We start from the raw sequence: 26,328 nt of genomic DNA, 5'->3' as shown, positions 1-26,328 counted from the left end.
CCGGTGTCTGATCCTGCAGAGACAAAAAGCTGGCTCCGTTGGCTGCTGGCGCCGCAACAGCGCTTGCTGAATGCGGCGCTGGCGCTGGCCGTCGCGGCGGCCGGGTTGTTCATCCTGCAGAGCTGGTTGCTGGCCAGCCTGTTCAGCCACTGGCTGCTTGCCTGGCAGGCGGGCAGCTTGGCCAGCTTCGATTCTTCCTTCTGGTGGCCGTGGCTGGTCGGGCTGCCGCTCTGCTTTATCCTCCGCCCATGGCTGCAATACGGCCGCGAACGCCTGTCGCAGCGGGCCAGCCTGCGGGTGCGCCAGGCGCTGCGCGAACAATTGCTGCAGCGGTTGGCGATGCTCGGGCCGGCGCGGCGTGGGCTCGGCGCCGATGCCGAACTGGGCAGCCGTCTGCTGGAGCAGGTGGATGCGCTGGATGGCTATGTCAGCCGTTATCAGGTGCAGCGCCAATTGGTGGTCATCGTCCCGCTGCTGCTGTTGTTGGCCACCGCCTGGCACAGTCTGCTGGCTGCCGCCTTGCTGCTGGCGACAGCGCCGTTGGTGCCGCTGTTCATGGTGTTGTTGGGCCAGGCGGCGGCGAACGCCAGCCAGCGCCAGTTCGTGGCGCTGGGACAGATGAGCGGGCGTTTTCTCGATCTGCTCCGTGGCATGGCAACCCTGCGCCATCTGCAGGCGCTGGATAGGGCGCAGCTGGCGGTGGAGCAGGCCGCCGAGGATTACCGCAGCCGCACCATGCGCGTGCTGCGCATGGCGTTCTTGTCCGGCGCAGTGCTGGAGCTGTTCGCCTCGATCGCCATCGCCATGGTGGCGCTCTATCTGGGCATGGGCCTGCTGGGCATGCTGCCCTGGGCCCAGGGCGAGATTCCGGTGCCTTATCAGGGCGCCCTGTTTATTCTGCTGCTGGCGCCGGAGTTCTATGCACCGCTGCGGCAGTTGGGCAGCGATTACCATGCGCGAGCCGAAGCCGAGGGCGCGCTCGCCGAATTGCTGCCGTTGCTGAAGCTTGAGCTGTGGCAGCATCCGGGCACGGAGCCGTTGCAACTCCAGCAGGCCCCGGTCATTGATTGTCGCAGCGTCGGTATCGATCTGCCCGGCGCCGCAGCGCGCCTGTGCCCGCTGGATCTGCGTCTGGCCGCGGGTGAACGGGTCTGGTTGCGCGGGCCCAGTGGCAGTGGCAAATCGACCCTGCTGCATGTACTGCTGGGGTTTCTGCCCCATACCGGTGAGGTACTGATCGATGACCTGCCGCTGGATGTCGTGCGGCGCAGCGACTGGCATCGTCATGTGGGCTTTCTGGCCCAGCAACCGGAGCTGATTCCGGGCACGCTGGCAGACAATCTGCGCCTCGCGGCGCCCGGCGCCAGCAACCAGCAGCTGATTGCGGCGTTGCAGGAGGTCGACCTGTGGCCCCTGCTGCGGCAATTGCCCCTGCAACTGGCAACGCCGCTGGGCGAGCGCGGGCTGGGGCTATCCGGTGGCCAGCTCAGCCGTCTGGCCCTGGCCCGGCTGTTATTGCGTGATACCTGGGTCTGGCTGCTGGATGAACCCCTGGCACATCTGGACCCGCAAACCGCCGAGCTGATCGGCAGGTTGCTGGAGCGGCTCAGCCGCGGCCGCACTGTTTTGCTGGTCAGTCATGAGACGGTGGGGCTGGACTGGCTGGATCGGCAGGTGGAATTGCAGGAAGGTGAACATGGCTGAACAGCATCAACCGGCGGTGCGTCTGCGCAGCCTGCTCAACAGCCGCCTGGGTGGTTGGTGGGTGGCTGGCGTGCTGGGTTTCATCACGCTGTTTTCCGCCATCGCGTTGCTGGCGGTGTCCGGCTGGTTTATCAGCGCTGCGGCGCTGGCAGGCCTGGCGCTTGCCAGCGCCAGTGTCGGACACGGCTTCGATATCTTCCGCCCGGCTGCGGTTATTCGACTGCTGGCGCTGACCCGCACCGTAGGCCGCTATACCGAGCGGCTGGCGTCGCACCATGCTGCCCTGGGTCTGCTGCGGGACCTGCGCAGCCGTCTGTTCCGGCGAATCACCCAGGCTCGACGCCTGCCGCTGCGCACCCCGGGTGCCATGCACCGGCTGGTGGCGGATATCGATTTGCTGGATCAATTCCCCCTGCGCGTGGTGCTGCCCTGGGCCTGGGCCAGTCTGCTGCTGGGGTTGCTGTTGCTCTGGCTGGCGTTGCTGAGCCCGGGGTTGTTGCTGGTGACGTTGCCCGGGCTGCTGCTGGCCTGGCTGTCACCCTGGCTGGGATACTGGCAGGGCGGACGGCTGGCGCGTGAAGAGGTCGCCCATGCCGAGCAGCGGCGGGAATTTCTGCTCGATAGCCTGGAGCTGCTGACCCCGCTGTTGATCTGGCAACGCTGGGGGGAGCGCAGCGCCGCCTTTGCCGGGCAGGACCGCGCGCATCTGCAACGCCAGGACCGCCAGCAGCGGCTGAGCAGCCGCATCGCGCTGCTGCAGCAATGGGCGTTGGCCGCCAGCCTGCTGGCCCTGCTGTGGCAAGGCTGGCCGCTGATCAGCGAGGCGGCAGTGTCGGTGCCGTTGTTGCTGGCGGTGTTGCTGACATTGCTGGGGCTGAGTGAGGCGCTGCTGCCGCTGGCCGGCAGCTTCGTTGCCCTGGGCCTGAGCCAGGCGGCGCGGGATCGACTCAATAGTCTGGCCGGGGAGGCACCGCAGCAGGAGCCGTCACGTCCGCGCCCTGAAGGGCCGTGGAGGTTGCAACTGCATGCCGTTACCGCCCGCTGGCCCGGTGCGCTGAATGGCCCGGACAATATTCATTTGCAACTGGAACAGGGCGAGACGTTGCTGTTGCAGGGCCCGTCCGGTGGCGGCAAGTCCACCCTGCTGCAGCTGCTGGCCGGCGAGCAGCTGCCGTCCAGCGGTGAGTGCCGGCTCAATGGCCAGCCACTGCTGCATTGGGATGTGCGTCAAGTGATCGGCTACCTGCCGCAGGATATCGATATCTTCAACCTGTCACTGGCCGCCAACCTGCGCCTGGGTAATCCACAGGCCAGCGATGAGCAGTTGTGGCAGACGTTGACGGACGTGGCGCTGGCGGATTGGGCCAGGGCACACCCGCAGCAGTTGCAGCTGCAGCCCGGGGAACTGGGTTCGGCGGTGTCCGGCGGGCAGGCGCGGCGCATTGCCCTGGCGCGGTTGCTGCTGGCCGAGCGGCCGGTACTGCTGCTCGACGAGCCCTTCGCCGGGCTGGATGCCACCACCCGTGAACAGGTGATGGCAGCGCTGGTGCGGCGCCAGGCGCAGGGCTTGCTGGTCATTGCCAGCCACCAGCCGATCATGGCTGATCGGCTACGGGTTCTGCCTGTTGGTGATGGCTGACCGCAGGTAGCTGTTACCAGGTATCCACAAACGGCCGCATGCCGCGCTGCAGCGACTCCGGCGGCGCTGAGCTCAACCCGCGCAGCAACCAGTCCCGGGTTTCCGCCGGGTCGATGACCGCGTCGATTTCCAGGAAGCTGGCCATGCTCAAACCCTTGCCGCGGGCATACAGCTCGCCCACCAGCTTGTCGAACAACGCCTGCTGCGCTGCGGGATCGTCCAGCGCTGCCAGTTCCTTGGCAAAGCCCAACCGCACCGCGCCCTCCAGGCCCATGGCACCGAACTCGCTGCTCGGCCAGCCGATGGTGAACATGGGCGCGTGAAAGCTGCCGGCGGCCATGGCCTGGGCGCCGAGGCCGTAGCCCTTGCGCAGCACTACGGTGAAGAACGGAATACTCAGGCTGGCGGCGGTGACGAACATCCGCGACACGTGGCGCACCGTGCCCTGCTGCTCCGCCTCCGGGCCGACCATGAAGCCGGGCGTGTCGCACAGCGATACCATCGGCAGTCCGTGCGCCTGGCACAACTGCATGAAGCGTGCGGCCTTGTCCCCGGCTTCCGCATCGATGGCGCCGCCCAGGTACATGGGGTTATTGGCGATCAGCCCGAAGGGCTTGCCGCCGACGCGGATCAGCGCGGTGATCATGCCCGGCGCGAACTGCCGACGCAGTTCCAGCACCGAGCCGGTATCGGCCAGCGCCTCGATGACCTGGCGGATGTCATAGACACGCAGGCGATTCTCGGGAATCAGGTGGCGCAGCCGCCGCTGGTCGGCGCAATCGTCCGCCGCCAGATCGCCCTGGAAATAGGACAGGTACTGCTTGGCGACCCGGGTCGCTTCGGCTTCGTCTTTCACCAGTACATCGATCACCCCGTTGGGCGCCTGCACGCTGGTTGGTCCGACCTGTTCCGGGGTATAGCTGCCAAGGCCACCGCCCTCGATCATCGCCGGGCCAGCCATGCCGATAGTCGCGTTCTCGGTGGCGATGATCACATCGCAGCAGCCGAGCAATGCGGCGTTACCGGCGAAGCAGCGCCCCGACACCACGCCAACCAGCGGTACCTGGCCGCTGAGCCGGGCCATGCGCATGAAGGTGGTGCAATCCAAGCCGGCCACGCCGACCTTGTCCACATCCCCCGGTCGGCCGCCACCGCCCTCGGTGAAGAACACCAGCGGCAGCCGCCATTGCTCGGCGAGCTCCAGCATGCGGTCGGTCTTCTTGTGGTTCATTACGCCCTGGGTGCCAGCGAAGACCGTATAGTCGTAACTCATGGCCATGCAGCGGGCAGTTTCAGCGCCGAACAGTTCAGCGTTCACCGTGCCGATGCCGGCGATAAGACCGTCGGCGGGGCTCATCTTCAGCAGGTCTTCGTGGCTGCGGCGGGTGCGCTGGGCGGCCAGGGCGAAACCGCCGTATTCCATGAAACTGCCATCATCGAGCAGCTCGGCGAGGTTCTCACGGGCGGTGCGCTGACCGGTCTTGCGGCGCTTGGCAACCGCCTCGGGGCGCTCGGCATCGGTCAGTCCGGCGCGGCGCTCAAGAACCTCCTGCAGGTCGGCGCGGATATGCTGCAGATCGATCTGTTCTTCGTTGAGCTGTTCCGCGCCTGCTGTGCCGGTCGGCTCGATAAACAGCAGCGGGTTGCCCGCAAACAGGTTGTCACCGGGGCTGGCGGCCAGGGCGCGGATGATGCCGCTGCACTCGGCCTTGACCTCGAATTCCATCTTCATCGATTCCATCACCGCCAACTGTTGGCCAGCGCTGACCTGCTCACCCGGCTGGACCGCTAGACTCACCAGCACGCCCTGGACCGGCGCCTTCAGCGGCTCGCTGCCAGCCGGTGCGGCGGCTTCGGCTGGGCCAGACTGCCGCGCCTCGGTGTTGCTGTTGGCATGCAATTGGGGATGCGGTTGATCGGTGGTGCCAACCAACGCGGCGGCATTGGCTTCGATGAAGCCGGTGGTGACCTGGTTGCCCTGCACCTCGGGGTGCAGCAGCAGGTTCTGCAGAAAAGCCCGGTTGCTGTCCACGCCCTCCAGCCGGAACTCGCATAGCGCGCGGTAGGCGCGGCGCAGGACGCTGGGATAATCTCCCTCGCCCTGCACGATCAGCTTGGCCAGCAGTGAGTCGAATGCGGGGTTGGTGGTGTAGCCGCTGTAACCGTAGCCATCGACGCGCACGCCATGACCACCGGGTGGCTCATAGGCCGTCAGGGTGCCGCCGCTGGGGGTGGCGCTGCCGTCGGATTGCATGGTCTCCAGATTGATGCGCAATTGCACCGCGTAGCCCCGGGGTGGCGCTATGCGTGATTGCTCCAGATTCAACTCGGCGAGGCTGGCGCCCGCGGCCAGACGGATCTGCAGTTGCGCCAGATCCAGCCCGGTCACCGCTTCGGTGACGGTGTGCTCGACCTGAATGCGCGGGTTGGCTTCCATGAACACGAAATCGCCGCTGTCCTCGTCCACCAGGAACTCGACGGTACACAGGCCGCGATAACCCACGGCGGCGGTCAGCGTCACGGCAGCGGCCAGCAGCCGCTCGCGCAGCAGCGGGTCGAGCCCCGGCGCGGGAGCTACTTCCAACAGTTTCTGATTGCGCCGTTGCAGGGTGCAGTCGCGCTCCCACAAATGACTGACTGCACGACCATCGCCGATAATCTGCACCTCGATATGCCGGGCGTGGCGGATCAGCCGTTCGATATAGAGGTCGCCATTGCCGAAGGCCGCGCGAGCCTCGGAGCTGCAGCGAGCGAAGGCCTGCTCCAGTTCTCCGATGGAGTGCACCGCACGCATGCCGCGCCCGCCACCGCCGGCGAGGGCCTTGAGCATGACCGCCGAGCCTGCCGGCAGCCCGGCCATGAAGGCCTGCGCCTGTTCCAGACTGGTCGCCTGGTTGGTTCCCAGGACCAGCGGTACATCATGCTGGACTGCCAGGCGCCGGGCGCTGGCCTTATCACCGAACAGGTCCAGCACCTCGGCACCCGGGCCGATAAAGGTAATGCCTGCCTCGGTGCAAGCGCGGGCGAAATCGGCATTCTCGCTGAGAAAGCCGTAGCCCGGATGGATGGCATCGCAGTCATGGTCCCGGGCGATATCGATCAGTTGCCGGTGATCCAGATAGGCTGCGGCGCCCCGGCCGCGCAGCGCCACCGCGGTATCGGCCTTGCGTACATGCAGCGACTGGGCATCGTCTTCGGCATAGACCGCCAGACTGGGGATATCCAGCTCGGCTGCGGCCCGGGCCAGGCGAATGGCGATTTCGCCGCGGTTGGCAATCAGCAGACGTTTGAAAGGCATCAGATCCATTCCTGTAGTTCGTTCTTCTTCACCTTGCCGGTGGCGGTCATGGGCAGGGTATCCACCAGCCGCACCTCTGGCACCTTGTACACGGCCATGGTCTGGCGGCACCAGTCGCGCAGTTGGTCAGCGGTCAGGCCACTGCCGGGCCGAGCGATGACAAAGGCCAGCGGCGTCTCGCCGCGCTGTTCGTCCGGTCGCCCGATCACCGCCGAAGCGAGAATGCCCGGATGCTGGCCGAGCATGGCTTCCAGCTCGCTGGGGAACACGCTCATGCCATTGACCTTGAGCATCTCCTTGCGCCGACCCAGGTAACGGATAAAGCCCTGCTCGGTGATCACGCCGCTGTCACCGGTATGCAGCCAGCCATTGCGCAGGGCCTCGGCGCTGGCCTCGGGTTTATTCCAGTAGCCCTTGAACAAGGACGGAGAGCGCACGCACAGCTCGCCCTCGCTGCCTAGCGGCAGCAGCGTGCCGCTGTCGAAATCGCACACCTTGAACTCGGTGCCAGGCACCGGCAGGCCGACGAAGGTCGGTGCCGAGCGCAGATCGAAATCATCTTCCTGCAACCCGGCGGTAAAGGTGTCGCAGGTATGGGTTTCGGTCATGCCGAAGCTGGTCTCGAACAGGGTACAGCCGGTCAGCTCGCGCCAGCGGCGACGGTATTCGGGGGTCAGCTTCTTGATGAAGGACACGCAGCTGGTGACTTCCAGCGAACTGAGATCGAACTCATGCCGCTGCGGGTGATCGAGGACTTCCGCCGCGCTGTCGACCAGCAGGCTGCCATGACTGACCTGGTAGTGCTGCACCGCGCCCATGAACGCCAGCGCATCCCAGCGCGCCAGCAACACCAGGGTAGTCCCGCCGAATACCGGGAACAGCAGCCCGGAGTTTTCTCCGGCAATCCAGAATTCGGGCATGAAGTTCAGGGTCACGCGTTCGCTATCCAGGCCCAGCGCGGCGGGCAGAAAGCTGGCGCAGGTATAGAGCATGTCGCCATGGGTGTGGATGCAGCCCTTGGGCAGGCCGGTGGTGCCGCCGGTGTAATTGAGCGCGGCGATATCGTCGAGTGCCGGTTCAGGCAGATCTGCTCTGGGCTCGGTGGCCGCCAGGGCTGGCAGCAGGTCGATACTGTCGGTAACGGCCAGTTTCGGCGTTTGCAGCAATTCAGGTATGGCGAAAGGCGGCTCGGCGGGACAGACTTCCGCCAGACTGGTGCTGATCAGCACGCGCAGCGCAGTTTCACCAGACGCGGCGCGCACCACTGGCAGCAATTGATCAAAGCACACCATGACGCTGGCACCGCAGTCCTTCAGTTGGTAGGCCAACTCTGTCGCCGTGGCCATGGGACTGACCGGAGCGTGAATGGCGCCGGCTTTGAGAATCCCGTAGAAGACGACATGCAGTTGCGGACAGTTGGGCATATATACGGCGACGCGATCCCCGGCTTGCACGCCCTGATCCAGCAGCAGCGCAGCGAAGCGGTCGCTTAGCTCATGCAGCTCGGCATAGCTGAGGTCATGACCATAGAAGCGTACGGCGGGCTTGTTCGGGGTCGCCTGCGCCCAGTGCTGCAGATAATGCGTAAGCGGGCGCTGACCCAGCGGGTACTGCGGTTCGCTGGCATGGCCGGCGGGCCAGGCCTGGCGCTGTAGGTCGCGAAGCTGCTCCAGATAGTCTCGCTCATGCATGATCGACACCTGCCTTGTTATTGTTGGTGGCAGGTCAGAGTAGAGCGGTTCGGCAGGAAAAGCAGCATGCTTGCCATGGCGAATGGCGGGGCAGTACCGATGTTTATGGTGAGCGCTGGCATGACGCTGCTGATTTTGTGGGAGCGGCCTGGGCCGCTCTCACCAATAAGGTGTGATGCTGCCCTGCACCAGCGGTTAGAACAGTTCCAACGGGGTGATGCCACCATCGCTGCTGTAGCCACCGGAGTCCAGCTCACTGGCTGGCGGCGGGACATCTTCTTCCTTGAATATTTCCAGGTAGGCGCCTGGGGTGCCGGGCCGGGCGCTACGCCCGGTCAGCGGGTCGACCCGGGTGACGACCAGGCCTTCGGGTTGCTCCAGATCATGCTCGGGCTGGCCTTCCAGGGCGCCGGCCATGAATTCCATCCAGATGGGCAGTGCAGTGGTGCCGCCGTATTCGCGCCGACCCAGGGTCGAGGGCTGATCAAAACCGACCCAGACAGTGGCTACATGATCGCCATTGAAGCCGGCGAACCAGCCATCCTTCTGCTCATTGGTGGTGCCGGTCTTGCCACCCAGGTCGCTGCGCTGCAGCGAACGGGCGCGGGAGCCTGTGCCGCGGTTGATCACGTCCTTGAGCATGCTGGTGAGCTGATAGGTGGTGCGCGGATCGATTACCTGTTCGGCCACGCGAGCCTCGGGCGGTACTTCACCTGGCGTCAAACCGATATAGGCATCAATGCGCTGCTGTTCGGAATCCACCGCCCGGGGGATAACTGCCGGACGGGCAAAGTCGATTACCTGATGTTCGGCACTTTCAATACGCTCGATCAGCCAGGGCCGGACTGCATGACCGCCATTGGCGAAGACGGCATAGCCGGTGGCAATCTGCAGCGGCGTGAGTTCCGGGGTGCCCAGCGAGGCGGACAGGTTGCGCGGCAGTTCTTCGCGGCTGAAACCGAAGCGCTCCATATAGGTCAGCGACTGGTCCACGCCGATGTCTTGCATCAGGCGAATTGAAACCAGATTGCGCGAGCGGTAGAAGGCTTCGCGCAGGCGGATCGGGCCGAGGAAGTCGCCGCTGGAATTGCGGGGCCGCCAATCGTCGCGCTGATTGCCATCATTGAAGACCAGCGGGGCGTCATTGACCAGGCTGGCGGGAGTATAGCCATGGTCCAGCGCCGCGCTGTAGAGGAACGGCTTGAACGAAGAGCCCGGCTGGCGGCGCGCCTGGGTTACGCGGTTGTAATTGCTCTGCACGAAGGAAAAGCCGCCGGTCAGCGCCTGAATGGCACCGGTTTCCGGCGAGAGCACCACCAGGGCGCTCTGTGCCTGGGGTATCTGCGCCAGTTTGTACTGACCGTCCTGCTCGGCCGGCTGTACCCGAATAAGGTCGCCGCGCTGCAACACATCGGCCGGTTTGCTCGGGTTCGGTCCCATGCTGTTGGCGCTCAGGTAAGGACGGGCCCAGCGCATGGCTTCCCAGGCGACGGTGCCGCTGTCACCGTTACGCAGCAGGATGCTGACGGTATCCGCGCCCACGTCGCTAACGATGGCCGGACGCAGCCCGCCCATGCTGCGGTGGGGCTTGAGCAGGTCGATCAGTTGTTCGGGAGTGGCATCCGGGTGGCGGGCTTCCGGGCCGCGGTAGCCATGGCGCTGATCATAGGTCATCAGGCCGGCGCGCAGGGATTGGTTGGCCAGCGTCTGCAAGCGACTGTCGACCGAGGTATAGACATGGTAGCCGTCGATGTAGGCCGCAGTGCCGAACCGCTCGAGCATCTCCAGCCGCGCCATCTCGGCGACATATGGCGCTTCCATCTCTGGGTTGGCGCCATGGTTGCGGGCGATGATGGGCGAGGCGACGGCCTCGTCATAGGCGGCCTGGTCGATGCTGCCCAGAAGCAGCATGCGCTGCAGGATCCAGTCGCGACGAATCCGGGCCCGCTCAGGATTGGCGACCGGATTGTATGCGGAGGGCGCCTTGGGCAGCCCGGCGATCATCGCCAGTTGCGCCAGCGGCAGCTCGGCGATGGGCTTGCCATAGTAGACGTGGGCGGCCGCCTCGATACCATAGGCGCGGTTGCCCAGGTAGATCTTGTTCACGTACAGCTCGAAGATCTCTTGCTTGCTGAGGTTGCGTTCGATCTGCAACGCCAGCAGAATCTCGTTCAACTTGCGTGAGAACACCCGGTCGCTGCTGAGGAAATAGTTCTTCGCCACCTGCATGGTAATAGTGCTACCGCCCGTCTGAATCTGCCCGGTGCTCAGCAGTTCGGAAGTGGCCCGCAGCAGACTCATGGGATCTACCCCATGATGGTTGAGGAAGTTGTCATCCTCGGCGGCCAGAATGGCGTCGATAAATTCTTGGGGAATCTGCTCGAAACTGATCGGCAAGCGGCGCATCTCGCCAAATTCGGCGATCAGTTTGTGATCTGCGCTGTAAATGCGCAAAGGGGTTTGCAATTTGACATCACGCAGTGTATCTACGTCTGGTAATGTCGGGCTGAGATACAGGGCGACCCCGCTGATGACCAGTAGCGGTGCGCTCGCCACGGCGACCAGCAACCAGAAGAGAAAAATTATAAAACGCATGAGGGATTGAGCATTTCCCTGTCAAATGAAACGGTTGATATGAGATGGTGTTGAGAACGGGTTAACAGTCCGCATTATAAGCGAATTATTTTCCGTTTAGCCATTTGCGCTGGGACAAGGACTGTTATTTAATGCGGTAAAACATAAACCGCCCGTAAGTGGCGGATGCTGATAGGAAATTGGCTGTGCTAGGGCTATTCAAAAAAAAGGCGAATACGCTGCTGGGTATTGATATCAGTTCCACAACCGTGAAACTGCTTGAACTCAGCCGATCAGGGAACCGCTACAAGGTGGAGGCCTATGCGGTTGAACCGCTCCCACCCGGCGCTGTAGCGGAAAAAAACATCATCGAACTCGAAGGCGTGGGCCAGACCCTGGAAAAGGTGCTGGCCCGTTCGCGTTCCTCGCTGAAACAGTCGGCTGTCGCCGTGGCTGGTTCGGCGGTGATTACCAAACTCATCGAAATGGATGCCGGCCTCGATGACGACGAGATGGAAGAGCAGATCAAGCTTGAGGCGGATCAGTATATTCCGTACCCGCTTGACGAGGTCTCCATCGATTTCGAAGTGCAGGGCGTCTCGCCGCGCAGCCCCGAACGGGTCGAGGTGTTGCTGGCGGCCTGTCGTCGGGAGAACGTCGATATCCGCGAGGCTGCACTGGCGCTCGCCGGGCTGGACGTCAAGGTCGTCGAGGTCGAGGCCTACGCCATGGAGCGGGCCTGCGAACTGGTAGTCGATCAGCTCGACGGCAATCCCGACGATCTGACCATTGCGGTGATCGACATCGGCGCCACCATGATGACCCTCAGCGTGCTGAGCCAGGGACGCACCATCTATACCCGGGAGCAGCTGTTCGGCGGCAAGCAACTGACCGACGAGATCCAGCGCCGTTACGGGCTGTCCCAGGAAGAGGCCGGCCGGGCCAAGAAGCAGGGCGGCTTGCCGGACGACTACGAGAGCGAGGTGCTGGAACCGTTCAAGGATGCGGTGGCGCAGCAGGTGTCCCGCTCATTGCAGTTCTTCTTCGCCGGTGGTCAGTACCAGGATGTCGACTACATTCTGCTGGCCGGCGGGACTGCCTCGATTCCGGGACTGGATCAACTGATCCAGCAGAAACTCGGCACCACCACTCTGGTGGCCAACCCCTTTGCAAACATGACCCTGTCGAACAAGGTGAATGCGGTCGCGCTCAGCAATGACGCGCCGGCACTGATGATCGCCTGTGGCCTGGCAATGAGGAGTTTCGACTGATGGCTCGCATTAACCTGTTGCCCTGGCGCGAGCAGCTCAGGGAAGAGCGCAAGAAACAATTCATCAGCATTCTGGTGCTTATCGTACTGTTTGCCGGTCTGCTGGTCTTTCTCGGCGACCGCAACCTGAACGGCAAGATCGATCAGCAGAATGCTCGCAATGACTTCCTGCGCAAGGAAATCAGCCTGCTGGACGGGCGTATCAAGGAAATCGAACAACTGCAGGCTCGACGCACGCAACTGCTGGACCGGATGAAGATCATCCAGGACCTGCAGGGCAATCGTCCGATCATCGTGCGTGTGTTCGACGAAATGGCTCGCACGCTGCCGGATGGCGTGTACTTCACCTCGGTCAACATGAAGGGAGCGGTGATCGGCATCAAGGGTGGAGCGGAGTCGAACAGCCGGGTGTCCAATCTTATGCGACAGATGGATGCCTCCGACTGGCTGACTACGCCGAACCTGACCGCCGTGAAGGCGGTCACCCAGGGAGCATTGGATCAGGCCAACGTATTCGAGATGTCGGTCCGCCAGACCGAGCCGGGTGCGCCAGCCGCTGAGGGAGAACAGCAGCAATGAGTTTTGCTCAATCCATGGAAAGTCTGAAGAAGGTCGACATCAATGACCTCGACTTCAACAATATGGGCTCCTGGCCCGGTGCGTTGAAGGTGATCGTCGGCGCACTGGTATTCGCGGTGCTGCTGTTTCTCGGCTACCACTTCCATCTCAAGGACCTGCAGACCAATCTGGAGCGTACCGAGAGCGAAGAAGTGAAGTTGCGTAACGAATTCGCCGGAAAGTCGTTCAAGGCCGCCAACCTGGAAGCCTACAAGGAACAACTGGTCGAAATAGAGGAGCGTTTCGGCACTCTGCTCAAGCAGTTGCCTAGCGACACCGAGGTGCCCGGTCTGCTGGAAGACATCACGCAGATGGGCCTGAACAGTGGCCTTGAGTTCGAATCCATCACCCTGCAGCCGGAAGTGGCCCAGCAGTTCTATATCGAACTGCCGATCAGTATCGTGGTGCAGGGCAATTACCATGATATCGCCACCTTCGTCAGTAGCGTCGCCGGCTTGCCGCGTATCGTGACCCTGCATGACTTCGATATCGCACCGGTCAGCGAGGGCAACCCCGATCTGTTGAAGATGAATATCCTGGCCAAGACCTACCGCTATCATGATACGGATGCGGGAGGTCAGCCATGAGCCTGTTCAAGCCGGTTTCCGGTCTGGCCATCCTCGGCGCGTTGCTGCTCGGCGGCTGTGGCGGCAATGACTTCAGTGATTTGCAGGTCTTCATGGAAGAGACCCGGGCGCGTCCGGCGGGCAAGATCGAGCCATTGCCCCGGTTCAAGCCCTATGAAGCCTTCACCTACAGTGCCTCCTCCCTGCGCAGTCCCTTCCAGCCTCCGGTGCGTATTGACCTGACGCAACGGCAGAAGGGCTCGCAGGACATCAAGCCGGACGAGAACCGGGTCCGGCAGTTCCTCGAAGGTTTCAATATCGAGGGGTTCGAGATGGTCGGCGTGCTCAGCAACAACCAGGGCATGCAGGCACTCATTCGTGGCGCGGGAAGCGTTCACAGGGTCAAGGTCGGTGATTATCTGGGCCGTAACCACGGCCGGGTTACCAGCATCGAGGAAGGTCGTGTCGATGTGGTCGAGATAGTACCGGATGGGGAAGGTGGTTGGTTGGAGCGGCCGCGCACACTCAGCTTGCCTGAGCGCGGATAAGGTCAACCAGGGAGAGATAACATGAACTGTAAACAGTCACGCGTGGAACGCAATCAAATGCCTCTAACCAGGAAGTTTTCATTCGCAGCCGTGCTTGCGCTGCTCAGTCCGCTGGCGCTTGCGGCCGACCTTGAACGTCTCGATGTGGCCTCGCTGCCTGGGGAACGGGTGGAACTCAAACTGTCCTTCGACGAGCCGGTGGCGGCCGCACCCAAAGGCTATACCATCGACCAGCCTGCCCGGATTGCCATCGACTTGCCGGGTGTCAAGAACAAGCTGGGCGAGCGTTCGCGGGAACTCGGGCTGGGCAATGCCCGCAGCCTGACCGTAGTGGAAGCCAACGACCGCACCCGCCTGATCATCAACCTGGCAGATCTGGCACCCTATACCACCCGGGTCGATGGCAACGATCTGTATATTCTGGTCGGCGCTGACAAGGCGCCCGGCTATGCTGCGGGGGCCACGCCGGCCGCCGCTCCGGCCCAGGCCGGTAACAGCAATTGGCGGAGCAATGAGCAGGCAGCGGTGAGCAGTCCTGCGGCGGCGACCAGTGGGCCGGCTATTCGCAGCCTGGACTTCCAGCGTGGCGAGCAGGGTGAGGGTAACGTCATCGTTGATCTGTCCGATCCGTCGATCCGCGTCGATGTGCAGGAGCAGGGCGGTCGCGTACGGTTGAACTTCCCCAATACCAGCCTGCCCGATGAGCTGCGGGTACGCTTGGATGTGAAGGACTTCGCCACCCCGGTCAATTTCGTCAATGCCAGCGCCTCCGGCAAGGACACCACCATTTCCATCGAGCCCACTGGTTTCTATGAGCACCTGGTCTATCAGGCTGACAGTCGGCTGATTGTCAGCTTCAAGCCCCTGAGCCAGACCGAGGTCGAGCAGCGCCGCGCCGATGCTTTCTCCTATACTGGCGAAAAACTGTCGCTCAACTTCCAGGACATCGAAGTGCGCTCGGTATTGCAGCTGATCGCCGATTTCACCGATCTCAATCTGGTGGCCAGTGATACCGTTCAGGGCAGCATCACCCTGCGACTGCAGAATGTGCCCTGGGATCAGGCGCTGGACCTGGTATTGAAGACCAAGGGCCTGGACAAGCGGCAGATCGGCAACGTTCTGCTGGTCGCGCCGGCCGAAGAAATTGCTGCCCGCGAGCGTCAGGAACTGGAGTCGCAGAAGCAGATCGCCGAACTGGCGCCGCTGCGCCGTGAGCTGATTCAGGTCAACTACGCCAAGGCATCGGATATTGCCACCTTGTTCGCTTCCGTCACCGCTGGAGAGGGTGAACAGCGTGGTTCGATCACGGTAGATGATCGTACCAACAGCATCATCGCCCTGGAAACCCAGGCCAAGCTGGATGAGCTGCGCCGCATCGTGACCCAACTGGATATTCCGGTACGTCAGGTGATGATTGAGGCGCGCATCGTCGAGGCCAACGTCGGCTTCGACAAGGCGCTGGGTGTGCGTTGGGGTGGTAACGTGAATCTGGGTAGCCGGTTCAATGCCTATGGTAAGGATGGCAATATCGATGTTACTGACGATCCCTATCCTGTCACGGTAACCAATCCCGATGGCAGCACCCAGGAAGTTTCGCGAAACACTGCCGGTTTCATCGGTATTCCGGAAATCCCGCTGAATACTCCCTTCGTCGATATGGGCGTGTTGGGTGCTACCTCGGGTATCGGTATCGGCTTCATCACCGACAACACCATTCTCGATTTGCAATTGTCGGCCATGGAAAGCACTGGTAATGGCGAGATTATTTCCCAGCCCAAGGTAGTTACCTCTGACAAGGAAACCGCCAAGATCCTCAAGGGCTCGGAGATCCCCTATCAGGAGGCCAGTTCCAGCGGCGCCACCACTACGGCCTTTGCCGAAGCGGTGCTGTCCCTGGAGGTAACGCCGCAGATCACGCCGGACAACCAGGTGATCATGGAAGTCATCGTGACCAAGGATGAGCCCGACTTCACCAGGGATGTAAATGGTGTGCCGACCATCCGCAAGAACGAAGTCAATGCCAAGATTCTGGTGGCTGATGGTGAAACCATCGTCATCGGTGGTGTATTCTCCAGTGAATCGCAGAAGAGTCAGGAGAAGGTGCCCTTCCTCGGAGACCTTCCAGTTATCGGCAGAGCCTTCCGGCGTGACGTGAGTTACGAAAGCAAAACCGAACTGCTGGTATTCCTGACTCCGCGCATTATCAACAATGGAGCTATCAGTCTTGCCAGGTAACAGTGTTGCGTAACGTCTTCCTCGTAGGCCCGATGGGGGCAGGAAAAAGTACCATCGGGCGCCTGCTCGCCAAAGAGCTCAGGTATCCCTTCAAGGATTCGGACCGGGAAATCGAGGCCAGAACCGGCGCCGATATTCCCTGGATCTTCGATGTGGAAGGGGAAGAGGGATTCCGCCAGCGTGAAGAAGCCATGATCGCCGAGTTGGTGCAGGAGCGAGGTATCGTTCTTGCCACTGGTGGTGGTGTTGTCATGCGCGAGGCCAATCGCTTGGCACTGGCGGCCAATGGTTTGGTGGTCTATCTACGCACCAGCGTTGATCAGCAATTGCAACGCACCAGCAAGGATCGCCAGCGACCACTGCTGCAAACCGCTGACCCGGAAAAGGTCTTGCGCGAACTGATGGCCCGTCGTGATCCGTTGTACCGGGAAATCGCCCATCTCACCATCGATACCGATCAGCGCGGTCCCAAGGTGGTGGTCAACACGATCATGACGCAGTTGGAGCAGGAGCCGGAGTAGTACCAACAGCTCTAGTCATCCCCGCGTTGATGATAACTGCTTCTCATTGAAGGCTGCATGCGCAGATATCGGGACTGATGTATCCTTGCGGGTTTCAGGGCAACCGATCCTATGGGGAGTTTCATGCAGCAATTGACCGTTAATCTCGATGATCGTAGTTACCCCATTCATATCGGTAGTGGCCTGCTTGATCGCGTAGAGCTGCTGGCTCCGCATATTGCTGGCCGCCAGGTCTGTATCGTCACCGATGACACCGTCGCTCCGCTGTATCTCGAACGCCTGACCCGCACTCTGGTCGATTACGCAGTACTACCGGTGGTGCTGCCAACCGGCGAAGCCTTCAAGAACTGGGCGACCCTGCAACAGATCTTCGACGCTCTGCTCGCTGCCCGGCACGACCGCCGTACCACGCTCATTGCGCTGGGGGGTGGGGTAATCGGCGATATGACAGGCTTTGCTGCCGCCTGCTATCAGCGCGGCGTGGACTTTATCCAGATCCCCACCACCCTGCTGTCCCAGGTGGACTCCTCGGTGGGTGGCAAGACCGGTATCAATCACCCGGCCGGCAAGAACATGATCGGCGCCTTCTATCAGCCAAAGGCGGTGCTTATCGATACCGACAGTCTGCGCACCTTGCCGGAACGTGAGATCAGTGCCGGGCTGGCGGAGATTATCAAGTACGGCCTGATTCGCGACAGCGCCTTCCTCGACTGGCTGGAGCAGAACATGCCGGCCCTGCGCACCCTGGATCCGCAATTGGTGACCGAAGCGATTGCCCGCTCCTGCGCGATCAAGGCAGAGGTGGTGGCGGCGGATGAGCGCGAAGGCGGTATCCGGGCCATTCTCAACCTGGGACATACTTTTGGTCATGCGATCGAAGCTCACCAGGGTTACGGGGCCTGGCTGCACGGCGAAGCGGTTGGCGCGGGCATGGTCATGGCGTTGCAGCTGTCGCGCAGGCTCGGCTGGCTGGCTGCAGATGAAGAGCTGCGCTGCATTGAGCTGATTGCTGCCGCCGGGCTACCGGTCGCGCCGCCGGCCGATATGCGTGCAGAGGACTTCACGCGTCTCATGGCCGTGGACAAGAAAGTGCTGGATGGGCAATTGCGCCTGGTGCTGCTCAAGCGTCTGGGCGAGGCGGTGGTTACCGCGGATTTCGATAAGCAGGCCCTGCACGCCGTTCTGGCGGTGGCTGGCCGATGATTGATCAACCGGAAGAAGATATGAGCGACTTGAGCGCAACAGAGGATTTTCTCAGTCATTACCAGTTGCAGCATGACCCTTTCGCTGGGCGCACGCCGGGATTTCGCTTCTTCACACTCAAGCGCAAGCCGGTGTTGGCACAGTTGCACCACATGGCGCATTTCTCCGAGCAGGTGCAGGTGGTGGTCGGACCGGCTGGCGCCGGCAAGACGCTGCTGCGCCAGGCCTTGGTTGCCAGTTGCAACAAGGACAATGTGCAATGCATTGTCACCTCGGGGCGTGATCTTGCCGATGCGCCAGCGCTGACGCGCTTTCTCTGCCAGGCGCTGAACGTAGCGGATACCCGGGCGCTATGCGAGCGCGCGGAACAGCTGCATGCCACTGGTTTGCAGCTGTATCTGGTGGTGGATGATGCCGATAGTCTGGACAGCGAAGCAATTCAGTTGCTGGCCGATCTCAGTCAATCCGGCGGGCGAGCCGCGCCACGAGTCTTTCTATTTGCAGATGAAAGCATCGCCGACCTCCTGGCGACTGTGGATATGCCGGCGGATCGGGTCTGGCTGCAACTTGTCGAGCTGGCTCCCTTCGAGTTGGAGGAGACCCGCGATTATCTGGGACAGCGTCTGGAGACAGCGGGCCAGGGCATCGAGCTGCTGGATGACGAGCAGATTGCCCAGATCCATCAGCAAAGCGGCGGTTGGCCAGGAAACATCAACGAGGTCGCCAGACAGGTGATGATTGACGCGATCGAGCCGGCTCGGCCGATGCCGCCGCGCCGGGCCAAGGGCGCGGTGCTGCCGTTACGCTCGCTGGTCGCGCTGGTACTGGTGGGTATCGGAGTCGCCATCGCCTGGATGATGGGCGGTGATGAGCCGGAAGCCACCCGTACCGTCATCAACCTGCCCGATCAGGTTGCCACTGTGGATGTGAGCGGTGCAGAAGGTCCGGTATTGCAGATGCCCAGCGACAATGCTGCAGATCCGCTCGAGCGGATCCTGCAGGATCCGGATGCTGAGCCGGCAACCCCCGCCATTGCTAGCGGTAACGAGCCAACACTACCGCCGCCCAGCGTCGCCGATCCCAATGATCTGCCCGAGCCGATGGCCATGCCAGAGCCGACGCCCATCGAGGCGCCTGCGGTCGTTGCGGCGCCAGAGCCAGTGGCAGCGCCTGCGCCCCAGCCGCAATCTCAGCCTCGACCCCAGCCTGAATCGGCCGCGCCGACCGCGCCACCGACCACTACCTCTGCACCAGCCACCGGTGGATACCACGAGGCTGGCTGGTATCGTCAACGTGCGGCCAGCGAGTACAGCTTGCAGGTGCTGGGCAGCCGTTCGCGTCAGGCAGCACTGGACTTCATTAGAGCCCAATCAGGCGTAGCGGATCTGGGTTATTTCGAGACGGTGCATGAAGGCAAACCCTGGTTCGTCGTGACTCAAGGTGCCTATGCCGGCCGTACCCAGGCGCAACAGGGCGCGGCGAGGTTGCCCGAGTCTCTGCGCAAGCTCAATCCCTGGCCACGCAGCATGGGTAGCATCCAGCAGTCGCTACGCTGACAGCAACCCTGCATGGTGTGGTGCAACTACGCCACACCATGTGGAAGCGGTCCCGACCGCATCGGTTTGCCGGCCTCCATCACTAGCCAGCCCGTTTCCAGCTGTAATCCGTTCACTTAGGCATTCCAGGCTCCGTTCGAGTGGCGCTTTGTCGTGCTCGACCCTGTCATTCTCGTCTGCGCCAAGCATGACGGGGCCAAGTGAGCGGCGTTGGGCTCCCAGTTGACACTTCAGTTCGATCCTCTCCCGGCGTTCCCTGTACTGATATTGCCCTCTCATGGTGCAGGAAAGTTATTCCTTGCACTGCTTTGGTTCAAAATTTCCATACTCGGAAATAATGCATTCATTTTTACGACAGTTATATATGTTTTTGCGGCAAAAATAATTGTAGGCCCTAGGTCGCGTGTGTACAATCGAGTTCTCCCTTGCAGCGTCCATCGGCTCTTTCTGTGGCTGATTAAGACTGCAAGTGCCTGAAATTCAAGGAAATACGAGAGCGTGTCTATGAAAGCAGGTCTATATCAGCCTGAACAATTCAGGGATAACTGTGGCTTCGGTCTGATTGCTCATATGCAAGGCGAGGCCAGTCATCATTTGCTGAAAACCGCCATCGAAGCGCTGACCTGCATGACCCATCGCGGCGGCATCAACGCTGATGGCAAGACCGGTGACGGTTGCGGCTTGCTGCTGCAGATGCCCGATCGTTTCATGCGCACCATTGCCCAGGATGAGCTGGCGGTGAGCCTGCCGCAGCAATATGCCGTGGGCATGGTATTCAGTGGCGCCAGTGAGCAAGCGCAACAGTGCGCGCACCAAGCCTTCGCCACCGCCTTGGCTGACCAGGAACTATTATCCCTGGGCTGGCGCCAGGTGCCGGTACAGCCGGATGTATTGGGTCCATTGGCGCTGAGTAGCCAACCCCATATCGAGCAACTATTCATTTCCGGCGAAGGGCTGGACGAGCAGCAGTTCGCGATCAAGCTGTTCTATGTCCGCCGCCGGGTGGAAATCGCTCTGCAGGAAGATCCGGACTTCTATATCTGCAGCCTCTCGCCCAAGGTGATTTCCTATAAGGGCCTGATGATGCCCGCCGATCTGGACAAGTTCTTTCCCGAGCTTGGCGATCCGCGCATGGAAACTGCGATCAGCGTATTCCACCAGCGCTTCTCGACCAATACGCTGCCGCGTTGGCCCTTGGCGCAGCCGTTCCGCCTGTTGGCGCATAACGGTGAAATCAACACCATCACTGCCAACCGCAACTGGGCCCATGCCCGGCGCAACAAATTCACCAATGATCTGCTGCCCGATCTGGACAGCCTGGCACCGCTGGTGAATGTGACCGGCTCGGACTCGTCCAGCATGGACAACATGCTAGAGCTGCTGCTGGCCGGAGGCATGGACCTGTTCCGTGCCGTGCGCATGGTGGTACCGCCGGCCTGGCAGAACATGGAAACCATGGATGCCGACCTGCGCTCCTTCTATGAATACAACTCCATGCATATGGAGGCCTGGGATGGCCCGGCCGGTATCGTCTTGACCGAAGGGCGCTACGCGGTCTGTCTGCTCGACCGCAACGGCTTGCGCCCGGCGCGCTATGTCATCACTGCCAACGGCTACATCACCCTGGCCTCGGAAGTCGGGGTCTGGGACTACCGGCCGGAAGATGTCATCAGCAAGGGGCGGGTCGGCCCGGGGCAGATTCTGGCCGTGGACACCCGCACTGGTGAAGTGCTGCACACCGATGAGGTGGATAGCCGGTTGAAATCGCGGCACCCGTATCGCAAGTGGCTCAAGCAGCATGCCCTGCGTATCCAGGGTACGCTGGATGACCGGGATAACCGTGACGAATTCCTCGCATCCGGAGCCCTGCAGCAGTATATGAAGATGTTCCAGGTCACCTTCGAGGAACGTGATCAGGTATTGCGGCCGCTGAGTGAGAATGGCCAGGAAGCAGTTGGCTCCATGGGTGACGACACGCCCATGGCGGTGCTGTCGAGCCGGGTACGTACGGTCTATGATTACTTCCGGCAACAGTTCGCCCAGGTCACCAACCCGGCCATCGATCCGCTGCGCGAAGCCGTGGTCATGTCGCTGGAAACCTGCCTGGGCGCTGAGCGTAACGTCTTCGAAGAGACCCCCGATCACGCCAACCGCGCCATCCTCAGCAGCCCGATCGTGTCGCCAGCTAAATGGCGCACCCTGATGAACCTTGAGCGTCCGGGGTTCGCCCATCAGGTCATCGACCTCAACGTGGCTGCCGATGTGCCCTTGGGTGCCGCCGTAGCCGCCATCGCTGAGCAAGCTGAAGCTGCGGTACGTGCCGGCAAGACGTTGCTGGTGCTGAGCGACCGGGCAATCGAGCAGGGCAAGCTGCCGGTGCATGCGGCCCTGGCGGTCGGCGCGGTGCATCATCACCTGATCGCTGCCGGTTTGCGTTGCGACTGCAACATTTTGGTGGACACTGCTACCGCCCGCGATCCGCACCATTTCGCGGTGCTGATCGGTTTCGGGGCCTCGGCGGTCTATCCGTACCTGGCGTATGAGGTGCTGGCCGACCTGATTCGTACCGGTGAGGTCATTGGTGATCTCTATGAAGTCTTCAAAAGCTACCGCAAAGGCATTTCCAAGGGGCTGCTGAAAATCCTGTCGAAGATGGGTATTTCCACCGTCGCCTCCTACCGTGGTGCGCAACTGTTCGAAGCGGTCGGTCTGGCCGATGAGATCGTTGATCTTTGCTTCAAGGGCGTGCCCAGCCGGATCCAGGGCGCGCGTTTCAGCGATCTGCAGGCCGAGCAGGCATTGCTGGCCCGCGAAGCCTGGAACCCGCGCAAGACCATCCAGCAGGGCGGGTTGCTCAAGTTCGTTTTTGGCGGCGAGTACCATGCCTACAACCCGGACATCGTGCGGGCCTTGCAGGACGCAGTGCAGGGAGACAGCTACGACAAGTATCTGGAGTACGCCGCGCTGGTCAATCAGCGCCCGGTGTCGACGCTGCGGGATCTGCTGCAGCTACGTGAGGATCAGACACCCATTCCGCTGTCCGAAGTCGAGCCGCTGGACTCCTTGTTCAAACGCTTCGACTCCGCGGGTATTTCCCTCGGCGCATTGTCGCCGGAAGCCCATGAGGCCATCGCCGAGGCGATGAACCGGCTGGGCGCCCGGTCCAACTCCGGCGAGGGCGGGGAGGACCCGGCACGCTACGGCAGCATCCGCACCTCGAAGATCAAGCAGATCGCCTCGGGTCGTTTCGGGGTGACGCCGGAATATCTGGTCAACGCCGAAGTGCTGCAGATCAAGCTGGCCCAGGGCGCCAAGCCGGGTGAGGGCGGGCAATTGCCCGGTGGCAAGGTCAACGAACTGATCGCGCGGCTGCGGTATGCGGTGCCCGGCGTGACCCTGATTTCACCGCCGCCGCACCATGACATCTACTCGATCGAGGATCTGGCGCAGCTGATCTTCGATCTCAAACAGGTCAATCCCCAGGCGCTGGTGTCAGTGAAGCTGGTCGCCGAGCCGGGTGTGGGCACCATCGCCGCGGGCGTGGCCAAGGCCTATGCTGATCTGATTACCATTTCCGGTTACGACGGCGGTACCGGCGCCTCGCCGCTGACCTCCATCAAATATGCCGGCTCGCCGTGGGAGCTGGGCCTGTCCGAAGCCCACCAGACCCTGCGTGGCAACGACTTGCGTGGCAAGGTGCGGGTGCAGACCGATGGCGGTCTGAAGACCGGTCTGGACGTGATCAAGGCAGCGATTCTCGGCGCCGAGAGTTTCGGCTTCGGTACCGCGCCGATGATCGCCTTGGGTTGCAAATACCTGCGTATCTGCCATTTGAACAACTGCGCCACCGGCGTGGCTACGCAAAACAAGACCCTGCGTGATAACCACTACATCGGCACGGTGCAGATGGTGATGAACTTCTTCACCTACGTCGCCACCGAAACCCGCGAATGGATGGCCAAGCTGGGCGTGCGCCAGCTGCAGGACCTGATCGGCCGTACCGACTTGCTGGAAATTTTGCCCGGTGCGACTGGCAAACAGCAGGGCCTGGATCTGCGCCCGCTGCTGCATAGCGACGCGGTACCGGCGGACAAGCCGCAGTATTGCCAGATCCAGGGCAACGCACCCTTCGACAAGGGCCTGACTGCCGAGCGCATGGTGGAAATGGCGCGTGCGGCCATTGAAGGCGCTACCGGCGGCGAGTACGAACTGACGTTGACCAACTGTGACCGCTCGATCGGCGCCCGAATCTCCGGCGAGATTGCCCGGGTACATGGCAACCAGGGCATGAGCAGCGCGCCCATCACCTTCCGTTTCAGCGGCACCGCAGGCCAGAGCTTCGGGGTGTGGAATGCCGGTGGCCTGCATATGTATCTGCAGGGCGATGCGAATGACTACGTCGGCAAGGGCATGACCGGCGGCAAGCTGGTGATCGTACCGCCGGCGGCCAGTACCTTCCGGTCCGAGCAGAGTTCGATCATCGGTAACACCTGCCTGTACGGCGCCACCGGCGGCAAGCTGTTCGCTGCCGGCGTGGCCGGTGAGCGCTTCGCAGTGCGCAACTCGGGTTGCCATGCGGTGGTCGAGGGCACCGGGGATCATTGCTGCGAATACATGACCGGCGGCATGGTCTGCGTGCTCGGCAAGACCGGCTACAACTTCGGTGCCGGGATGACCGGTGGCTTCGCCTACGTGCTGGATATGGATAACAGCTTCTTCGACAAGCTCAACCACGAGCTGGTGGAGCTGCAGCGCATCAGCGGCGAAGCCATGGAGGCCTATCGCAGCCACCTGACCCAGGTGCTGACCGAGTACGTCGCGGAAACCGGCAGTGCCTGGGGTGCCGAGGTGCTGGAGGATCTGGACAACCACATCCGGCGGTTCTGGCTGGTCAAGCCGAAGGCAGCGAGCCTGCGCGCGCTGCTGCGGACCACCTTGGCCAACCCGCAGTAACTCCCGGCGGCGGGCCCGGTTGGGCCCGACCACGACAAGGAACATCAGGCAGCGACGGGCAAACCCACGGCGCTGCAGTAATGAGGTGCAACAATGGCAGACCGTCTGAATAACGACTTCCAGTTCATCGAAGTGGGCCGCAAGGACCCGAAAAAACGGCCGCTGCGCCACCGCAAGACGCGCTTTATCGAGATCAACGAGGCGTACAAACCGCAGGAGGCGGCGGAGCAATCACATCGCTGCCTGGAGTGCGGCAACCCCTACTGCGAATGGAAATGCCCGGTCCACAACTTCATCCCCAACTGGTTGAAGCTGGTAGCCGAGGGCAACATCATCGAGGCGGCGGAGCTCTCGCACCAGACCAATACCCTGCCGGAGGTGTGTGGCCGTGTCTGTCCGCAGGACCGGCTCTGTGAAGGTGCCTGCACCCTGAATGACGAGTTCGGCGCGGTGACCATCGGCTCGGTGGAGAAATACATCACCGACACTGCCTTCGCCATGGGCTGGCGCCCGGATATGTCCCAGGTGGTGCCGACCGGCAAGCGGGTGGCGATCATCGGTGCGGGCCCGGCGGGTCTCGGCTGCGCGGACGTGCTGGCGCGGGCCGGGGTCAGCCCGGTGGTATTTGACCGTAACCCGGAAATCGGCGGCTTGCTGACCTTCGGCATCCCCGAATTCAAGCTGGAAAAGACCGTGATGTCGCGCCGCCGCGAGGTGTTCGCCGGCATGGGCATCGAGTTCCGTCTGAATACCGAAGTCGGCAAAGACGTGACCATCGACCAGTTGCTGAGTGAATACGATGCGGTATTCATGGGTATGGGCACCTACACCTACATGAAAGGCGGCTTCCCCGGCGAGGACCTGCCGGGTGTGCATGACGCGCTGGATTTCCTGGTGGCCAACGTCAATCGCAATCTGGGCTTCGAGAAGTCGGCTGACGATTTTGTCGATATGCACGGCAAGCGGGTGGTGGTGCTGGGCGGCGGCGACACCGCCATGGACTGCAACCGCACCTCGATTCGCCAGGGCGCCAGTTCGGTGACCTGTGCCTATCGCCGAGATGCGCAGAACATGCCGGGCTCGCGCAAGGAAGTGAAGAACGCCAAGGATGAAGGGGTGAAATTCCTGTTCAACCGCCAGCCGATCGCGATCGTCGGCGATGGCAAGGTCGAAGGCGTGAAGGTGGTGGAAACCCGCCTTGGCGCACCGGATGAGCGCGGCCGTCGCAGTCCCGAGCCCATTCCCGGTTCCGAGCAGATCCTGCCGGCCGATGCGGTCATCATCGCCTTCGGCTTCCGCCCCAGCCCGGCACCCTGGTTTGCCGAGGTGCAGGTGCAGACCGACGATCAGGGCCGAGTCATCGCCCCCGAGCAGGCCCAGTACAAATTCCAGACCAGCAACCCGAAGGTGTTTGCCGGCGGTGATATGGTGCGCGGCTCGGATCTGGTGGTCACCGCCATCTGGGAAGGGCGCCAGGCGGCTGAAGGGATTCTGGATTATCTCGAGGTTTGATGCCGGTTGGGGGTGCTTGCGGTTTGCGTTAGCGTTACTTGATGGTATTGGTGTCTGGGTTGACGGTCTGGCCTGCCTTCGCAGACACGCCGTGAACCCATCCCTGGGGGCTCGTTGATGCCATCCCTGGCATCAAACGGTCTGCGAAGGCAGGCCAGACCATCAACCCTGCGAGACATTGAGCCGCTGATGGATTAAACCCTAACGTTCTGCTCAGCCAAATTGGTGAGAGTTGTCTCACAGCCTCTGATTTTTATTGGTGTTTGGCCTCCGTCTCGCACGGAGATGACGGCAGCGGTTACCGGTCGGGCCAGCTCGACCGTCGGTTGCCAAGGATGGCAACCGCGAGCCTACAGGGACGTATTCACGGCGTGTCGAGCAGGTCCGACCGGTAACCGCAGTCCCTGCACAATATCCAATATTTATAACCTCATCGAAAC

General features: G+C 62.2%; 15 protein-coding genes. 12 read left to right on the top strand and 3 right to left on the bottom strand.

The window, feature by feature from the left end; genetic code table 11:
* Positions 1–3: 3 nt before the first annotated feature.
* Positions 4–1,704, top strand: coding sequence for a thiol reductant ABC exporter subunit CydD (gene cydD / locus BM267_RS05500; protein WP_074777486.1), 1,701 nt, complete (start codon positions 4–6; stop codon positions 1,702–1,704).
* Complete coding sequence (locus BM267_RS05495; protein ID WP_083392345.1) at positions 1,697–3,343, top strand: amino acid ABC transporter ATP-binding/permease protein; 1,647 nt, start codon at positions 1,697–1,699, stop codon at positions 3,341–3,343. Before cydD ends, BM267_RS05495 begins: the two co-directional genes overlap by 8 nt.
* 13 nt (positions 3,344–3,356) lie before the next feature.
* Here BM267_RS05495 and BM267_RS05490 read toward each other — a convergent pair whose 3' ends face one another.
* The 3 genes from BM267_RS05490 to BM267_RS05480 all read right to left on the bottom strand — a co-directional run bounded on the left by BM267_RS05490 (position 3,357) and on the right by BM267_RS05480 (position 10,927).
* The gene (locus BM267_RS05490; protein WP_074777490.1) at positions 3,357–6,641 is read right to left on the bottom strand and encodes an acetyl-CoA carboxylase family protein; all 3,285 of its coding nucleotides are present in this window, start codon (positions 6,639–6,641) and stop codon (positions 3,357–3,359) included.
* The gene (locus tag BM267_RS05485) at positions 6,641–8,332 is read right to left on the bottom strand and encodes an AMP-binding protein (protein ID WP_074777492.1); all 1,692 of its coding nucleotides are present in this window, start codon (positions 8,330–8,332) and stop codon (positions 6,641–6,643) included. Before BM267_RS05485 ends, BM267_RS05490 begins: the two co-directional genes overlap by 1 nt.
* A 195-nt stretch (positions 8,333–8,527) precedes the next feature.
* The gene (locus tag BM267_RS05480; RefSeq protein ID WP_074777494.1) at positions 8,528–10,927 is read right to left on the bottom strand and encodes a penicillin-binding protein 1A; all 2,400 of its coding nucleotides are present in this window, start codon (positions 10,925–10,927) and stop codon (positions 8,528–8,530) included.
* Positions 10,928–11,112: 185 nt separating this feature from the next.
* On the opposite strand from BM267_RS05480, the gene BM267_RS05475 reads away from it, so the two are divergent.
* The 10 genes from BM267_RS05475 to BM267_RS05430 all read left to right on the top strand — a co-directional run bounded on the left by BM267_RS05475 (position 11,113) and on the right by BM267_RS05430 (position 25,888).
* Positions 11,113–12,177 carry a pilus assembly protein PilM gene (locus BM267_RS05475; protein ID WP_036989108.1) on the top strand — a complete coding sequence of 355 codons (1,065 nt, stop codon included), beginning with the start codon at positions 11,113–11,115 and terminating at the stop codon, positions 12,175–12,177.
* Complete coding sequence (locus BM267_RS05470; RefSeq protein ID WP_074777496.1) at positions 12,177–12,755, top strand: PilN domain-containing protein; 579 nt, start codon at positions 12,177–12,179, stop codon at positions 12,753–12,755. The genes BM267_RS05475 and BM267_RS05470 overlap by 1 nt, the downstream gene beginning before the upstream one ends.
* Positions 12,752–13,381: a type IV pilus inner membrane component PilO gene (locus BM267_RS05465; protein WP_074777498.1), complete on the top strand. Its 630-nt coding sequence runs from the start codon at positions 12,752–12,754 to the stop codon at positions 13,379–13,381. Before BM267_RS05470 ends, BM267_RS05465 begins: the two co-directional genes overlap by 4 nt.
* On the top strand, positions 13,378–13,908 hold the full coding sequence (pilP, locus tag BM267_RS05460; RefSeq protein WP_036989112.1) for a type 4a pilus biogenesis lipoprotein PilP: 531 nt from the start codon (positions 13,378–13,380) through the stop codon (positions 13,906–13,908). The genes BM267_RS05465 and pilP overlap by 4 nt, the downstream gene beginning before the upstream one ends.
* Positions 13,909–13,965: 57 nt before the next feature.
* A complete protein-coding gene (gene pilQ, locus BM267_RS05455; protein WP_074778665.1) occupies positions 13,966–16,143 on the top strand; it encodes a type IV pilus secretin PilQ in 2,178 nt (725 codons plus the stop codon).
* Between the two features lie 5 nt (positions 16,144–16,148).
* Positions 16,149–16,664, top strand: a complete 516-nt coding sequence (gene aroK / locus BM267_RS05450) for a shikimate kinase AroK (protein ID WP_074778663.1) — start codon at positions 16,149–16,151, stop codon at positions 16,662–16,664.
* A 123-nt stretch (positions 16,665–16,787) separates the two neighbouring features.
* A complete protein-coding gene (gene aroB / locus BM267_RS05445; RefSeq protein WP_074777500.1) occupies positions 16,788–17,867 on the top strand; it encodes a 3-dehydroquinate synthase in 1,080 nt (359 codons plus the stop codon).
* A gap of 20 nt (positions 17,868–17,887) precedes the next feature.
* Entirely contained in the window at positions 17,888–19,423 is a 1,536-nt protein-coding gene (locus BM267_RS05440; RefSeq protein WP_074778667.1) for an AAA family ATPase, read from the top strand.
* Between the two features lie 504 nt (positions 19,424–19,927).
* Positions 19,928–24,376 carry a glutamate synthase large subunit gene (gltB, locus tag BM267_RS05435; protein ID WP_074777502.1) on the top strand — a complete coding sequence of 1,483 codons (4,449 nt, stop codon included), beginning with the start codon at positions 19,928–19,930 and terminating at the stop codon, positions 24,374–24,376.
* A gap of 93 nt (positions 24,377–24,469) precedes the next feature.
* The gene (locus BM267_RS05430) at positions 24,470–25,888 is read left to right on the top strand and encodes an FAD-dependent oxidoreductase (RefSeq protein WP_036989117.1); all 1,419 of its coding nucleotides are present in this window, start codon (positions 24,470–24,472) and stop codon (positions 25,886–25,888) included.
* Positions 25,889–26,328: the final 440 nt, after the last annotated feature.

This window comes from Halopseudomonas bauzanensis (genome assembly GCF_900114735.1).
GTDB lineage: Bacteria > Pseudomonadota > Gammaproteobacteria > Pseudomonadales > Pseudomonadaceae > Halopseudomonas > Halopseudomonas bauzanensis.
Note: the sequence above shows the minus strand (reverse complement) of the source record. Positions and strands in the feature narration are given on the sequence as shown.